Genomic DNA, 14,768 nt, shown 5'->3' with positions numbered 1-14,768 from the left:
CCGAAGCGCGACACGAATATTAAGTGGAAGAATCAACACTAAATTCGCGCAAGTTTTGGGAATTAATTTTAATCAAAAATTTACCGAAAGAAAATCTCGATGGTAAAAATGTAATTGTAACATATTCAGGATTAAATAATTGAAAAATTTAAAAAATTATTTGACAAGAGAATAGATTAAAATACCAATGCCGGCATAAGCAGCAACAGTAATAATATCAGCGATGGGTTGTGAAAAGCGTTTTTCAGCAATTTTCTCACTATTGATCTGATTCTTATGGAATTTCAGAATTTTTTTAGGATTATGAACCGCGTGTGCAACCAGACTGTCATTTTCCCATTTGTCAACTATTATTTTATAGGTCTTGCCATCAACGTCAATTCTAACATTTTTATTAGGTGCAAGTTTCTCCTGAATATTAACAGACATTTGTTGTTGACTCAGACTTTGGGATGCAGCTGTTGTATTTTTCGCTTGCATAGGAGTATTATCAGCAAGAGTTACACTCTTTTTGGAGTCTTGTTTATTGTCGGTTGTTGTATCCGCTTGTTTTTTAACCTGATAGGTGTAGCAACTCACAAGACAAAATGATATAATGATGAGATAAAGATTCTTTTGCATTGGTCAAATTTAAGAATTAAATGGAATATTCAGTATTTTCTTTTGAAAATTATGTGTTTAAAAATTTATTCCTGCTGGAAAAAAGCAATCGATATTGATTCTTAAAAATCTTAAACATTTAATTCTCGTGATTTACCCCAAACTTCTATCCAAATGCACATATCCACCATCTACATGAATCAATTGACCAGTTGTATGCGAAGATCTTTCTGATAAAAGGAACGCAGCCATATTAGCAATTTCCTCTGAGGTCGTCATGCGGTTTTCAAAAGGGATTTTTGAAGTAATACTTTTTAGTTTTTCCTCAGGGTTTTCAAAAGTAGAAATCCATGATTGGTAAAGCGGTGTCCAAGCTTCAGCAACGATAATAGCATTTACACGAATACTGTAAGGCAAAAGTTCTACCGCCCATTCTCTTGTCAAAGCATTTCTTGCACCATTTGCGGCGGCATAGCCTGACGTTCCGCCTTGTCCGGTTTCTGCGGTCTTGCTGCCGATATTTACAATGGAACCTTTGCTTTCTTTAAGATAGGGAAGTGCATGGTGCACCAAAAGATAATAATGCACCAAATTTTTGTGATATGATGCCATGAATCCTTCATACGAACCATTTTCCAGCCCAACACCATCATTTACACCAGCATTATTGACAATACCATCGATTTTTCCATATTTTTTTACAACTTCACTAATGGCTTTTTTGCATTCTTCGGGTTGGGAAAGTTCGGCGGTAACAAAGTCAGCTTTTCCTCCAAGATCCTGAATTTCCTGAATGGCTTTTTTGTTATCGTCTTCGTTTCTGCCAATGATTATCGGCAATGCATTTTCTTCGGCTAAAATTTTCGCAATAGCATTTCCGATGCCTTTTGCACCGCCGCTTACGATGATTATTTTATGGTCAAGATTTAGGTTCATAATTTTGGGTTATGTTTTCTTTAAACGCAAAGAGCGCAAAGATTTTTTTAATATTGTTCTGCATATTTTTCGTTCGCGAAGGCGTTTCACTCAGCAAAGAACACGAAATGTTTTTAAAACTTATGTACTCTTATTAGCGCTCTAATGATAAACTTAAAATAACTAATATGTTAATCTTTTGTCACTTTTGCGGTAATAAAAAATTATAAATTGTAAAATTTAACAGCATTTCCGGAGAAAAAAAGTTTCTGTTCTTCTTTTGAAAATTGTGTCAAATATTTTGAAATCAATTCCAGCCACAAAGCATAATTTCCTCCTAATAACATGACAGGCCAGTCACTTCCGAAAACGACACGCTTAATTCCAAATTGTGAAAAAATAAAATCCAAAATTTCAAAAATTGCTTTTTCATCAATATTGTCCCAATTTCCTTGTGTTAAAAGTCCCGAAACTTTACAATAAATGTTTGGATTTTTCGCAATTTCAGAAATGTTAGATTTCCAGTTTTTTAAGTCTTTTGTTTTAAGATCCGGTTTTCCGCAATGATCCAGAATAAATGGTTGATCGGGCAATTTTTCCGAAAGTTTTATAGCGTCAGAAAGCTGATCCTGTCTCAACAAAATATCGAAAGTATAATCATATTGATGAAGTGCAGCGATTCCGTTGAGTACATTTTTTTGGAGTAAAAAACCGATTTCTTCTCCTTCAGCGATATGTCTGAAACCTTTAATGAGTTTTTCAGATTTATAGCTTTGAAGTGACTGTTCAAGTTTATCAGAAGTTAAATCAATCCAACCAACAACCCCTTTAATAAAAGGATTTTCTTTAGCTAAATTTACCAAAAAAGCTGTCTCTTCATTACTTTGATCAGCTTGCACGGCAACGCAGCCTTCAATTCTGTTTTCATTTAAATATAAAGAAAAATCTTCCGGCAGAAAGTCTTTCTGGATGACTGTCATATCTTTCGTAATCCAAGCATCCCGAACTGGATCAAATTTCCAAAAATGTGCGTGAGAATCAATAATCATATTTAATTATTTTTTTCTGAAATGAAATTTATAATGAAAATATTTTGTCCATCAACTGCCACTTTTCATCATGCTTTGAATTGGGTAACTGTTTTTGAAATTTCCACATCAATTCTTCCCATTCCTGAACTTTTAAGTCATTTTTATCAGTCTCATTTTTAGCTTCAAAAGAAAAATTTTCATCTGCTTCCACAATCATAAATAATCGGTTTTGAACACGATAAATCTCCATATTTGTAATTCCTGAATCCAAAATACTTTGTTTCACTTCAGGCCAAACGTTTTGGTGATACTTTTCGTATTCCGCTATTAATTCAGAATCATCAATTAAATCGATAGCGAGACAGAATTTTTTCATTCTCCGTAAGCTTTTACTTTTTGTGTACTGCTTCCTAACCCGTCAATTCCCAATTCTACCACATCACCTGGTTTCAAATACCATGGCTCAGGTTTTTGTCCCAAACCAACACCGGCAGGCGTTCCCGTACTGATCACATCCCCCGGAAGCAAAGTCATAAACTGAGTGATATAACTTATGATAAAAGGAACATCAAAAATCAGATTGGAAGTATTTCCATCCTGCAGCATTTGTCCGTTGACCTTCAACCACAAACGTAAATTATGAACATCTTCAATTTCGTCAGGCGTCGCAATGAAAGGACCAATTGGTGCAAAAGTATCGCAGCTTTTTCCTTTTACCCACTGTCCGTTTCTTTCCAGCTGAAAGGCTCTTTCACTATAATCGTTGTGCAAAACGTAACCCGCAACGTGTTCAATAGCATTTTCTTCAGAAACATAGCTCGCTTTTTTTCCGATGACGATACCCAATTCAACTTCCCAGTCAGTTTTTGTACTCGTTTTAGGAATAATTAAATCATCATTAGGTCCTACGATTGCGGTGGTAGCTTTAAAAAACAAAATAGGTTCCTGTGGAATCTGAGCATTAGTTTCAGCGGCGTGATCTTTGTAATTCAGTCCGACACAGATGATTTTGGATGGTCTTGCCAGAGGTGTACCTAATCTTTCATCAAGAGAAATTTCGGGTAGATTCTGAGTATTTATTTCAGATTTTAAATTTTCTATGGCGTCACCGGAAAAGAAGTTTTCATCATAATCTTTTACCAGATGAGAAACATCATATCTTTTCTCGCCGATAATTACTCCCGGTTTTTCCTGTCCCAGTTTTCCAAATTTTATTAATTTCATTTTAATTTTTACTTATATTATTTTGTGAGGAGCTTTTGATTACATGGAAAAGCTATTTAATTTTTTATTTGAAGCTTTTTCCCGCTATCCACTATATCTTTTGGGTTACGGCTTCCGCTTTGCTCCAGCCGCAACCCAAAAGGATGCCGTTTCTATCGGGGCTAGGACTGCAGTCTAATATTTAAAAGTTGCGAAAATTCACAAAGTTTAATTATTCAAAGTAGTAAAACCACCATCAATAGGGTAATCTACTCCTGTTATGAATGATGCTTCATCACTGCATAAATATAATGCTAAAGAGGCAACTTCCTCAGGTTGAGCCATTCTTCCGATCGGTTGGGTTTTCGACAGTTTTTCAAACATTTCTTCGATATTGTCAGGATAATTATTCTTTAAAAATCCATCCACAAAAGGTGTATGTACTCTTGCTGGAGAAATGGAATTACAACGGATGTTTTCATTAATATAATCTTTGGCAACACTCATGGTCATTGCTTTTACAGCACCTTTTGCTGTACTGTAAGCAAAACGATCAGGAATTCCAACCAATGCAGCAATTGAAGCCATATTAATGATCACACCGCCTCCTGATTTTCTAATCTGCGGAATGGCTGCAAACAGACAATTGTAAACCCCTTTAATATTGACATTATAAATTCTGTCAAAATCTTCTTCTGAAGTCGTATCTGCTTTTCCAATGTGCGCAATTCCCGCATTATTGACAAGAATATTGATCGCTCCAATTTGTTCAAAAACTCCTAAAACATCTTTCTGTTTTGAAACATCGCAAGCATACACTGTAGCATTTCCTCCGGAAGATTGTATTTTTTCCAGAGTTTCCTGTCCGTTTTGCTCTGTTATTTCAAGAATGTGAACTTCTGCACCATTGGCTGCGAGCTGAACCGCAATGGCTTGCCCGATTCCGCTTCCTCCGCCTGTTACAACGGCTTTTTTATTTTTTAAAGAAAACATTTTATATTAAATTTTATTGGTAATTTATTTTAACGCAAAGGGCGCTAAGATTTTTTGACAACTAACTGTTTTTAAGTTCGCAAAGGCATTTCACTTAAATAAAATCACAGAGATATATTTGTTATCAATTGACATTCGAGTTATTTTCAAGCTTAAGCGACTTGTCGCACCTTTGCTCCTTAAATCTTCACATGTAATATTAAATCTTTGCGTTTAATTTTTTTTTTTTTAAGATTAATATTCCTTAAAATTTTTAAAGGCTCACTCCTCTTTTCCAAGGAATAAAATCATCCTGATTCAATGCTACAGCTTTAGGAATGATATTTCCGCTGGCAACGTCGATGCAGAAATCTAAAATATCTTCACCCATTCCCTGAATGGTTTTTTCGCCACGCACAACCGCCCCAGTATCAATATCAATAATATCCGACATCTTCGTAGCTAATACGGTATTTGTAGCTACTTTGATGACAGGGCAAACCGGATTTCCTGTAGGCGTTCCCAAACCAGTTGTAAACAGAATTAAGGTTGCTCCTGAAGCTGCTTTTCCTGTGGTTGCTTCCACATCATTTCCCGGTGTGCAAACTAAACTCAATCCTGGTTTGGTAGCAGGTTCTGTATAATCCAAAACATCTACAACAGGGGCAGAACCTCCTTTTTTTGCAGCTCCTGCAGATTTGATGGCATCTGTGATTAATCCGTCCTTAATATTTCCCGGCGATGGATTCATGTAAAATCCTGAACCTACGGCGTGAGCCAATTCATCATATTCCGTCATCAACCTGATAAATTTTTCTGCGGTTGGTTGATCAACGGCACGATCTATTAATTCCTGTTCGACACCGCACAATTCCGGGAATTCTGCCAGTAAAACTTTAGCTCCCAAAACCGAAAGTATATCGGCAAGATGTCCTACAGCCGGATTGGCTGAAATACCGCTGAAACCATCGCTTCCACCGCATTTTACACCAACACAAAGTTTGCTTATCGGTGCATCTTCACGTTCAATTTTATTAATTTCCAACAGTCCTTTCAAGGTTTCAAAAATGGCATTTTTGATCATTGTTTCTTCACTGACCGCTTTTTGTTGCTCAAAAACGAGTAAAGGTTTATCAAAATCAGGATTTCTATTGTACAAATCCTTTTTAAAATTATCAATCTGAAGATGCTGACAGCCCAAACTTAACAAAGTAACTCCTGCAACATTGGGATGGTCTGCGTAAGACGCCAAAAGTTTGCTGAGGGTATCCGCATCCTGTCTTGTTCCACCACAACCGCCAGTGTGATTAAGAAACTTGATACCATCTACATTTTTAAAAACTCTGTCTTTTGCAGCAATATTTGAGGGTGAAAAATTAATATCATCCAAATTTTCTCCTTTAGAAATGGCTTCTACCAATTGATGGGTATAGCTTTTGTATTTTGCATCAACCGCGTATCCCAATTCATTATACAATGATTCTTTAATAATATCAAGATTACGGTTTTCACAAAAAACGGTAGGAATAAAAAGCCAGTAATTGGCCGTACCTACATCGTCGTTTGAACGGTGATATCCTTTAAAAGTTTTATGTAAAAATCTTGACACATCAGGTTTTGTCCAGTGATAGTCAACATCTCGGTAGTAGTAAGGTTCGGCAGCGTGTTTTGTATTGTCTGTCGTCATTCGGGTTCCCGCTGCGAGATCGTACTGTACTTTACCTACTAAAACGCCATACATGAAGATTTCGTCACCCTGTTTCATGTCATTCATAAAGAATTTGTGTTTAGCAGGGATTGCTTCTAAAGTGGTGTAGGTGATTCCTTCGAAAATAATTTCGGTTTCTGCTGGAATATCCTGCAAAGCAACCAAAACATTATCTTTTTGATTTATTTTTAAAATTAAATTGCTCATTTTAGGCTTCTACATTTATTATGATGAGATTTTTTTATTTCTGAATCTTAATGAAAACAGAAAAACGATGATAAAACAGACTAAAGGAACAGCATAAGAAAAATGAATATTCCCTGAAATATCTGTAATTTTACTTGCAATCGGTGGTATGATGGCACCTCCAACAATAGACATGATTAATAAGCTGGAGGCAGATTTTGTTTCTGCACCGGCACCTTCAATTCCCAAAGCAAAAATAGTTGGGAACATGATTGACATAAAAAATGTAAGCGCAACCAATGCATATAATGTTGAAATTCCTGATCCGGCAATAACCCAAATGCTGAGAAAGATACTGATCACACTATAGATACTCAATAGTTTTTGAGGTGAAATATATTTCATGAAAAAAGTTCCTGCAAAACGCCCGATCATAAATAATAATCCTGCCACACCGGCATAATATTTAGCTTCCTGACCTTTCATATTGATCGCATCTTCTGCAAAAACCAAGAGAAAACTGAAAACATAAATTTGCGCACCGATATAAAAAAACTGTGCGAGAACACCCCATCCGACATTTTTTACGCCTAAAACCTGAATAAAACTCTTTGTCGATTTTTCTTTGCTTTCCGTTACTTCCGGTAGTTTTACCAATAAAAATAGAAACATAACCAGCAGAATGATGATTCCCAAAATGATGTAAGGTCCTTTTACAAGTGAAGTTTCAGCGTGAATGTAGGCCAGTTTTGCTGCCTGATCAAGTTGGGCAAGTTCTTCCTGTGATTTTGGTTCATCACTCAGAATAAAAATTCCGCCAACAATAGGAGCAATTGAAGCTGCCAAACCATTGAAAGACTGTGCAAAGTTTAATCTTTGTGTTGCTTTTTCAGGTGCGCCCAAAACGGTAATGTAAGGGTTTGCTGCGGTTTCCAGAATGGCAAGACCACAAGACAAGACAAAAAGAGCTGCGAGAAAAAACGGATAACTAATGTTATTCGCTGCCGGAACAAATAAAAAACATCCAGCCGCAAAAAAGAACAAACCTACTAAAATCCCGGTTTTGTAACCATATTTCTGAATAATCATTCCTGCAGGAATGGCCAATAAAAAGTACGCTGCAAAAACAGATGAATCTACTAACGAAGCCTGAAAATGGTTCAGGTGAAAAGCACTTCGAAGGTGTTTAATCAAGATCGGATCAAGATTATGGATAAATCCCCAAAAGAAAAACAAACTCGTGATAAGGATCAGAGGAAAGTAGTAATTTTTCTTTTTTGAAGAAGAAAACGAGTTTCCGGGTTGGGTATTATTCATTGATTTGGTTGGTTTATTAATTGTTTCTTTTCAACATTTAAAATGAAAAGGTTAATCGATTGCATTTTGTTTTTACATTCAAAATTTATCGCTTCTTCTACAAAACTTAAACGTTTTCTGATTTTTAAAAGTATAATAATTTTTCGAATAAAAAATTGACAGGGCAGGATAGTACAAGATAGTTAAGGGATATTGAAATTTATTAATGATTCGTTAATGCAATTTTTTGTTTCCAATAGTTATCGAAAGAAATAGTTCTACATTAAAAAAATTAGGAACTAATTTTTAGTTTGGCGGAAAAATGTAATTTAGAATAAAATAAATTCATAAAAACGCAAAATGGAATATCAAGCAACTTCAGAAAAATTCACCACTTTCAAAATAACAAAAGACGAAAAGATAATCGGGGAATTGCACTACAAAAACTGGTTTAAATTCAATGCTGAAATTGAAATTTTAAACTCAAAATATCAAGTTGAGCCAAAAGGTTTTTGGGGAACGACAGTTGAAGTAATTGACGGTAAAAATGTAATTTTGAAATTCGCAATGAATTGGGATGGCAATATTCTTTTGAAAACTTATTTTGACGATACCGAAAAAGACTACATTTTTAAACACCAAGGTTTTTTCAAAGAATCATTTGTATTGACAGACCAAAAAGGATCTGAGCTCATGATGATGAAGCCAAATTTTAAATGGAATAGTTTGAACTACGAATATCAAATGACGACTTCTGAAATTTTAGAAACATTTGATGAAAAAAATATGTTGCTCCTCATTTCACTGCATTGCGCCAACTATTATATGTCAATGATGATGGGAATGTGAGTTTAATTGATTTTATAATAGGGCGCATCAAAGTATTTGCTGGGCTTAATGTAAACCATTTTTCTATCCGCATCAAAAATCCAATTGAATCTTTTCATAACGTCTGCTGCAAAGTAATTTTTATGTTGTGTTTTGAGTTCGCCTGTGAAAAATCCTGCAGTTACATCTTTTAGAATAATATTTCCCAATTTTAGAGATGGTAGAATGCCTTGTTTGGTGGTAATGCTTTGTCCCGCAGAGTTTTTCATTACTTTTTCACCTGTAATTTTCAGGTTTTTATCCAACTCTTTTCCGTCTGCAAACTCATTGCTATATAATAATCCTCCTGAATAACCTGATTGCAAAAGGAAATTCGCTTGATATGGTTTTCCATCGATTATATTATCTGCAACGATATAAAACTGTCCGTTCTCTAAAAAAAGTGGTACAGGTTGATAGCCTTTCAAATCCGGAAGTTGGTTGTAGATGACAAATTTGTTTTGATCATAATCAATTTTAAATATTTGATTTTTAAAAATTCCGGTTCCTATTTTACCATCGGCTTCATGACCGGTAAATTCATTGTCGAAAAACCTGATGTTTTCGTGTTTTTTGTTGCCAATTTTCAGTGTATTTCCGTTGCTTATTTCACCTTTAAAAATGATGTTGTCAGCTTTTCTTGTTCTTTCCGGTGAAATCGATGCGTCTTCCATGGCAATCTGAAACATAAGATGAAGTGAATCTTTGTCGTTTACCAAAGTTTTTACAATGATATTGTTGTGTTTTGTCAATCTGAATGGAATTGTTTCCTGAGCTTTAAGTATCACTGAACCTATCATTAATACTACAACTAATGCAATTTTTACAAACATTTTCAAATAAAATTTAGCCAAATATAATCATTAAATTTATCTCTGTAAATTGATATAATTTATTCTTAAAATTTATATATATTAGATTAATTAAATATCCCAAATGACGAAACACCAACATCGTGTGAACGAGGTTTATCATTTCTTTGATAATAAAGATACTGTATTAGGTTTTAGAAAATTGCTCGACTGCGCTATAGATACGCAGAACATGGAAATCTATAAAGAAGCCATCAACCTGACAGACTGGAAAGAAACAAATAGCCACGCAATAAGCGAGTTTATTGAAAAGTCTAAAATTCTTCTTGAGAAAATTGAAAAAATTCAAGTGCAGGAACATTCGGCTGAGAAACCTGTGCTTCGGGCAAAAAATATTTTGAAATCTTACGGCAGCAACAGATTTTCTCTCGGTCCGGTTTCTATGGAAATCAATAAAGGCCAGGTTTACGGTTTGGTAGGAGAGAACGGAAACGGTAAAACGACACTTCTGCGAATTTTAGCCAAAGAAATTTCTTTTAATGAAGGTGAGCTCAATTATTCTTTCAATTCTGAGCCGAAAGATGAATATGACCTTTGCACAAAATTGGTGTACATCCCGCAGCGTACTGAGAAATGGTATGGAAGTTTAAAAGATAATTTGAAATTTGTTCTGTCAAATTACAATGTTAAACCCGAAGAAAATGAAATACGAACGTTGATGATGATTGCCAGATTGGGACTTTGGAATTACAAACACCTGAAATGGAACGAGCTTTCTTCCGGTTACAAAATGCGTTTTGAATTGGCCCGAACTCTTTTAAGAAAACCAGAAATTTTACTTTTAGACGAACCTTTAGCTAATCTCGATGTCTTGGCTCAACAGGTTATTCTGGAAGATTTAAAATCGATTGCCAACTCCGTTAATCATCCTATTGCTTTGATTTTGAGCTCGCAGCAATTGTACGAAGTCGAAAAGGTTTCAGATAAAGTCATTTTCCTGAAAAACGGTCAGTACAAAGATAATTCTGAATTAAAAGATACCGAAAATGCAAGTTTGATTATAGAAATTGACACCACCAATTCAAGAGAACATCTGCTTGAAGTTTTTAAAGATTTTGCTTTAGAAAAACTGAATTTTAATGGTGGAGTTTATGTTGCTTATTTCTCGGCAGAAACTGAGTTTCATAATGTCATCACCGCTTTAGGACAAGCGAAAACAGATTTGGTTTACATCAGGAATATCTCATCTTCTACGAGAAGATTTTTCGTTAATTAATCTTCTTTAATTCAAATTAAAATGCAAAAAATAAATAAAATTAATCAATATTTATTAGAGAAATATCCTACCGTTTGGAACACCAAAATTGTGTGGATGCTTTTGGCAAGTTTGCTTGTTCACATTCTCTTTTTCATCATCGGCTATCTTTCGCACCTCGATCCCGTTTCTTTGCAGACACGTACAGTGAGAGATGATTATTTCAAAAATGGACTGATATTTATTCATCTGATTATCTCTATTTTGATGATTGTGGGATGGCTGATTTTGATGTTTAAAAACAATGCGTTCAAAAACATTTATCCTTTATCACGAGGTAAACTCTTTTCGCAGTTTGTACAGTATTTTGTGATTATTTTTGCGAGTACCACTTTCTATTTTTCATACATGTCTGGTTTTAAAATATTTGTTAATCATAAATATCCCGACTCTGAAATGAAAGAAAATATCGATATCGTCAACAGAAGTTATCCTTTTCTTTCCCAGAATTTAGAATTGTACACTTTAGAAAACAGACTTTCTCCAAAACCTTTTTATGATCTTTACTGCGAAACCGAGATTAAAAAAGTGGACCGAAATAAAAAATATTTTGTCTATTACAACAGGGTTTATCAGTATTATACGATGTATTCTAAAAAGTCTTACAAAAAAGATGAAAATCATGAATACATTCTTCCGGATTATGAAAGAAACAAAGGAATTGAAGCTGTAAAGTCTGACCGAAACGAAAATTTTGAAACTTTTTACTTCAAAAAAGATGTAGTTGATTTGTCATCTTATATAAAAAATACAGCGCCAAGTTATTATAACTTTTCTGACGTTTTTTATGAAAATAAATTCTCAGATCAAAATTATGAAGATTCATATTATACTGGTTATAATAATTATAATAATGTTTCAGAGGGCGATTTAAAATCCAGACAAGCTGAAATCAACAGGAAAACTTCTGAACTTCTCAATAAAAATAATCATGTTGAAATTGAAAAACTGCTTTCCCAATTTTTAAATATTTCTGAAAAATTTAAAATCAGAAACAATTTAAAGGCAAAAGAATGGACTAATATGGTGTATTCTCCACAAAATTTTGAAGTCAGATATTTTATCAAAACTTACAAACCTGAAAAAGGGGAAAAATATAACCCAAACAATTCTTCATATTATTCTGACAGAGAAAATAATGAAGTTGCCGAAGCTGCTGCGATTGCGGTTGATTCTGCAGCAGCATCGTATGTTGATGAGAACGGAACGATTGTCGATGACTCGATTTCTATTAAAGAATTTAATCCTGAAATCAATAAACAGATTTCTCCTGAAAAATACTTTTATAATAACGTCTCTGAGTTTTACTACTATCAAGATAACCTGAAAGACCTTCTGAATAATGTTGATTATGTGAAAAGTGAAGATTTCTTTTCGCAAAATATTCACATTTATCTTTGGATTTCTTTTTTCCTTTCAACACTGATTTTTAGTTTTAGAATTACAGGTTTAAAATCGCTGTTATTCAGCATTATCAGTGCAGGAGTTTTAGTTTTGGCAGTTGTTCTGATAACTGTCTTATATTCATTTTCTCACTTAGGAAAAGAGGAGTACTTTGTCTCTCAATTAGGTTTGTTGCTATCAATTGTTATCTTGTTGATTCCGTTATTGATGATGAATAAATTTAATAAACTTATTACCTCGATTTTTGTCAATATTTCGTTGAATGGCTTTGTACTTTTTGTATTGCTGATTTTTATAATTATTTCAATGTATCAAAGAGATGCTTGCCAAGGAACCGTTTATGATCCTGTAAAAGGAGTAGGATATGAAGACTGTCAATCAATTATAGATTCACTTGGGCTTTTCCTCAGCTATATTCTTTTAGTGATAGGATTTATTTTCACCTATTTTTATACCACTATTCTCCAAAAATGGAAAGCCAGATCTGAATAAATTTAAAATAATCTAAGCCTCACAAGTTTTATTGTGAGGTTTTTTATTTAAAGCGAATAATACTTTAACAAAATTTATCAAACTCAAAAACCAATTTCTGACATCCATTTCGTAATTTTAGCAAAATTTAAAATAAGTGAAAAAGTTATTATTTGCAGTTTGCATATCAGCTTCGATGTTCAGTTTTGCACAAGATTATTCTGTACCGGCAGCAAGTCCTCGTCAGAAAGTAGAACAGCAGTTTTCTATGTCTAAAATCTCTGTAGACTACGGAAGACCAGGCGTGAAAGGAAGAAAAATTTTCGGAGAATTGGTTCCTTACGGACAAGTTTGGAGAGCGGGTGCCAACTCATCTACAAAAATTACATTCGGGCAGTCTGTGAATTTTGGTGGAAAAGTAGTTCCTGCAGGAACTTACGGTTTGTTCATCGTACCAACAGAAAAAGATTGGAAAGTGATTTTAAATAAAGATTTCCAGCAATGGGGAGCTTACACTTACGACCCAAAACAAGATGTTGTAGACGTTACAGTTCCGGTTAATAAATTGACTGATAAACAAGAGTGGTTTGAAATTACATTAAACCCAACTGACGAAAACTCAGGGAATTTGGTAATTAAATGGGATATGGCTCAGGCTGAGGTAGCTTTAAAACCTGCAAAACCTGAAGCAGTAACCAAGATTGCTGAGAAATTGAAGGAAATCAAAAAGATAGAATCTGACGCTGCAAAAGCAAAAAGCTAAGATTTAAAATTATTAAGATGAATTTTTCTATTCAACCTGTTTTAGAAAACGAAAAATATCAATTAATCCCCTTACAGCAAGGGGATTTTGAATTGTTGTATGAAGTGGCTTCCAATCCAAAAGTCTGGGAGCAACATCCGAATAAAGACCGTTATAAAAGAGAAGTCTTTGAAAACTTTTTTAAAGGTGCGATGGAAAGTCAGGGCGCTTTTAAAATTGTAGAAAAATCTACCGGAGATATTCTAGGAAGTACTCGTTTTTATGATTTTGATGAATCCAAAAACAGCATTTTCATTGGTTACACTTTTTACGGAACCAATTCTTGGGGAAAAGGCATCAATCCGCAGATTAAAAAACTGATGATGGATTATGTTTTTCAGTTTGTAGATAAAGTGTATTTCCATATTGGGAAAGAAAATTTCCGTTCGCAAATTGCTTTAGAAAGATTGGGCGGACAAAAGATTGCTGAAGAAGAAGTGGCTTATTTTGGTGAACCAACGAGAACTAATTTTGTGTACGAAATCAGAAAGGAAAATTACTTTTAATATAAGTAAATTTCACGCAGATTTTGCTGATATGATTTTCAGCATTTAAAATCTGCTAGATCAGCAAAATCTGCGAGAGATTAAATTATCATGAAAAAATATAAAATTCAGAAATCACCTTTTGTAGTTCCTACAAACGACGGAAAATTGATAGAAGAACACTGGGGAAACTCAACCCAGAACCCAAATATTTCAATTGCACACATGGTTGCTCCTCCAGATTGGAGCGAGCCTCATCAAACTCCTGAATTTGATGAATTTACCATTATTATTTCAGGTAAAAAGCAATTTGAAATTGATGGAGAAAACGTTGTTTTAGAAAAAGGACAAAGTATTTTAATTGAAAAAGGAGCAAGAGTTCGTTACAGCAATCCGTTCTCAGAACCGTGCGAGTATATTGCGATCTGCCTCCCTGCATTTTCGATGGAATTAGTGAATAGAGAACAAGAAATAATTTAAATATGGCGTTACAAATTTGTCCTAAATGCAAAGAAAATTCATTTACTTGGTTTATCAACGGGAAACTCATTTGACGAGTTGGAGTTGCTTTAGTTGCGATTACGAAGCAAAGCAAACTGACAATGTTGAGCAAGTATGTGAAAACTGCAAAGAAAAATCAAAAATAAAGTTGAAAGATAGAAAAAATGAGTATTGGTGGTGTTCTAATTGTAGCACAACCA

At 34.3% G+C, this 14,768-nt stretch carries 15 protein-coding genes; 6 read left to right on the top strand and 9 right to left on the bottom strand.

Features of this window, described 5'->3' with window-relative positions; all coding sequences use genetic code 11:
- Window positions 1–156: 156 nt before the first annotated feature.
- The 8 genes from MQX03_RS05100 to fucP form a co-directional block, all read right to left on the bottom strand.
- A complete protein-coding gene (locus MQX03_RS05100) occupies window positions 157–621 on the bottom strand; it encodes a hypothetical protein (RefSeq protein ID WP_242801924.1) in 465 nt (154 codons plus the stop codon).
- 132 nt (window positions 622–753) lie between these two features.
- Window positions 754–1,536, bottom strand: a complete 783-nt coding sequence (locus tag MQX03_RS05095; RefSeq protein WP_242801923.1) for an L-fucose dehydrogenase — start codon at window positions 1,534–1,536, stop codon at window positions 754–756.
- 203 nt (window positions 1,537–1,739) lie between these two features.
- Window positions 1,740–2,564 carry an amidohydrolase family protein gene (locus MQX03_RS05090; protein ID WP_242801922.1) on the bottom strand — a complete coding sequence of 275 codons (825 nt, stop codon included), beginning with the start codon at window positions 2,562–2,564 and terminating at the stop codon, window positions 1,740–1,742.
- Window positions 2,565–2,592: 28 nt separating this feature from the next.
- Complete coding sequence (locus MQX03_RS05085) at window positions 2,593–2,922, bottom strand: L-rhamnose mutarotase (RefSeq protein ID WP_242801921.1); 330 nt, start codon at window positions 2,920–2,922, stop codon at window positions 2,593–2,595.
- Complete coding sequence (locus tag MQX03_RS05080) at window positions 2,919–3,770, bottom strand: fumarylacetoacetate hydrolase family protein (protein WP_242801920.1); 852 nt, start codon at window positions 3,768–3,770, stop codon at window positions 2,919–2,921. Before MQX03_RS05080 ends, MQX03_RS05085 begins: the two co-directional genes overlap by 4 nt.
- Before the next feature lie 207 nt (window positions 3,771–3,977).
- Entirely contained in the window at window positions 3,978–4,742 is a 765-nt protein-coding gene (locus MQX03_RS05075) for an SDR family NAD(P)-dependent oxidoreductase (protein ID WP_242801919.1), read from the bottom strand.
- A 253-nt stretch (window positions 4,743–4,995) separates the two neighbouring features.
- Window positions 4,996–6,636 carry a UxaA family hydrolase gene (locus MQX03_RS05070; RefSeq protein WP_242801918.1) on the bottom strand — a complete coding sequence of 547 codons (1,641 nt, stop codon included), beginning with the start codon at window positions 6,634–6,636 and terminating at the stop codon, window positions 4,996–4,998.
- Between the two features lie 18 nt (window positions 6,637–6,654).
- Entirely contained in the window at window positions 6,655–7,932 is a 1,278-nt protein-coding gene (fucP, locus tag MQX03_RS05065; protein WP_242801917.1) for an L-fucose:H+ symporter permease, read from the bottom strand.
- A gap of 339 nt (window positions 7,933–8,271) precedes the next feature.
- Between fucP and MQX03_RS05060 the strand changes: the two genes are divergently transcribed.
- On the top strand, window positions 8,272–8,760 hold the full coding sequence (locus MQX03_RS05060) for a hypothetical protein (RefSeq protein WP_242801916.1): 489 nt from the start codon (window positions 8,272–8,274) through the stop codon (window positions 8,758–8,760).
- Window positions 8,761–8,762: 2 nt separating this feature from the next.
- Here MQX03_RS05060 and MQX03_RS05055 read toward each other — a convergent pair whose 3' ends face one another.
- The gene (locus tag MQX03_RS05055) at window positions 8,763–9,611 is read right to left on the bottom strand and encodes a retropepsin-like domain-containing protein (protein WP_242801915.1); all 849 of its coding nucleotides are present in this window, start codon (window positions 9,609–9,611) and stop codon (window positions 8,763–8,765) included.
- 103 nt (window positions 9,612–9,714) lie between these two features.
- Between MQX03_RS05055 and MQX03_RS05050 the strand changes: the two genes are divergently transcribed.
- The 5 genes from MQX03_RS05050 (at window position 9,715) to MQX03_RS05030 (ending at window position 14,547) form a co-directional block, all read left to right on the top strand.
- A complete protein-coding gene (locus MQX03_RS05050) occupies window positions 9,715–10,866 on the top strand; it encodes an ABC transporter ATP-binding protein (protein WP_242801914.1) in 1,152 nt (383 codons plus the stop codon).
- A gap of 21 nt (window positions 10,867–10,887) precedes the next feature.
- Window positions 10,888–12,801, top strand: a complete 1,914-nt coding sequence (locus MQX03_RS05045; RefSeq protein ID WP_242801913.1) for a hypothetical protein — start codon at window positions 10,888–10,890, stop codon at window positions 12,799–12,801.
- 136 nt (window positions 12,802–12,937) lie between these two features.
- Window positions 12,938–13,543 (top strand): DUF2911 domain-containing protein, encoded by a 606-nt coding sequence (locus MQX03_RS05040; RefSeq protein ID WP_242801912.1) that lies wholly within the window; start codon window positions 12,938–12,940, stop codon window positions 13,541–13,543.
- A gap of 17 nt (window positions 13,544–13,560) precedes the next feature.
- A complete protein-coding gene (locus MQX03_RS05035; protein ID WP_242801911.1) occupies window positions 13,561–14,088 on the top strand; it encodes a GNAT family N-acetyltransferase in 528 nt (175 codons plus the stop codon).
- A 90-nt stretch (window positions 14,089–14,178) separates the two neighbouring features.
- A complete protein-coding gene (locus MQX03_RS05030) occupies window positions 14,179–14,547 on the top strand; it encodes a cupin domain-containing protein (RefSeq protein ID WP_242801910.1) in 369 nt (122 codons plus the stop codon).
- Window positions 14,548–14,768: the final 221 nt, after the last annotated feature.

Source organism: Chryseobacterium aahli, assembly GCF_022699665.1.
In the GTDB taxonomy this organism is placed as follows: domain Bacteria; phylum Bacteroidota; class Bacteroidia; order Flavobacteriales; family Weeksellaceae; genus Chryseobacterium; species Chryseobacterium aahli.
This window is presented reverse-complemented; position numbering and strand designations above follow the sequence as displayed.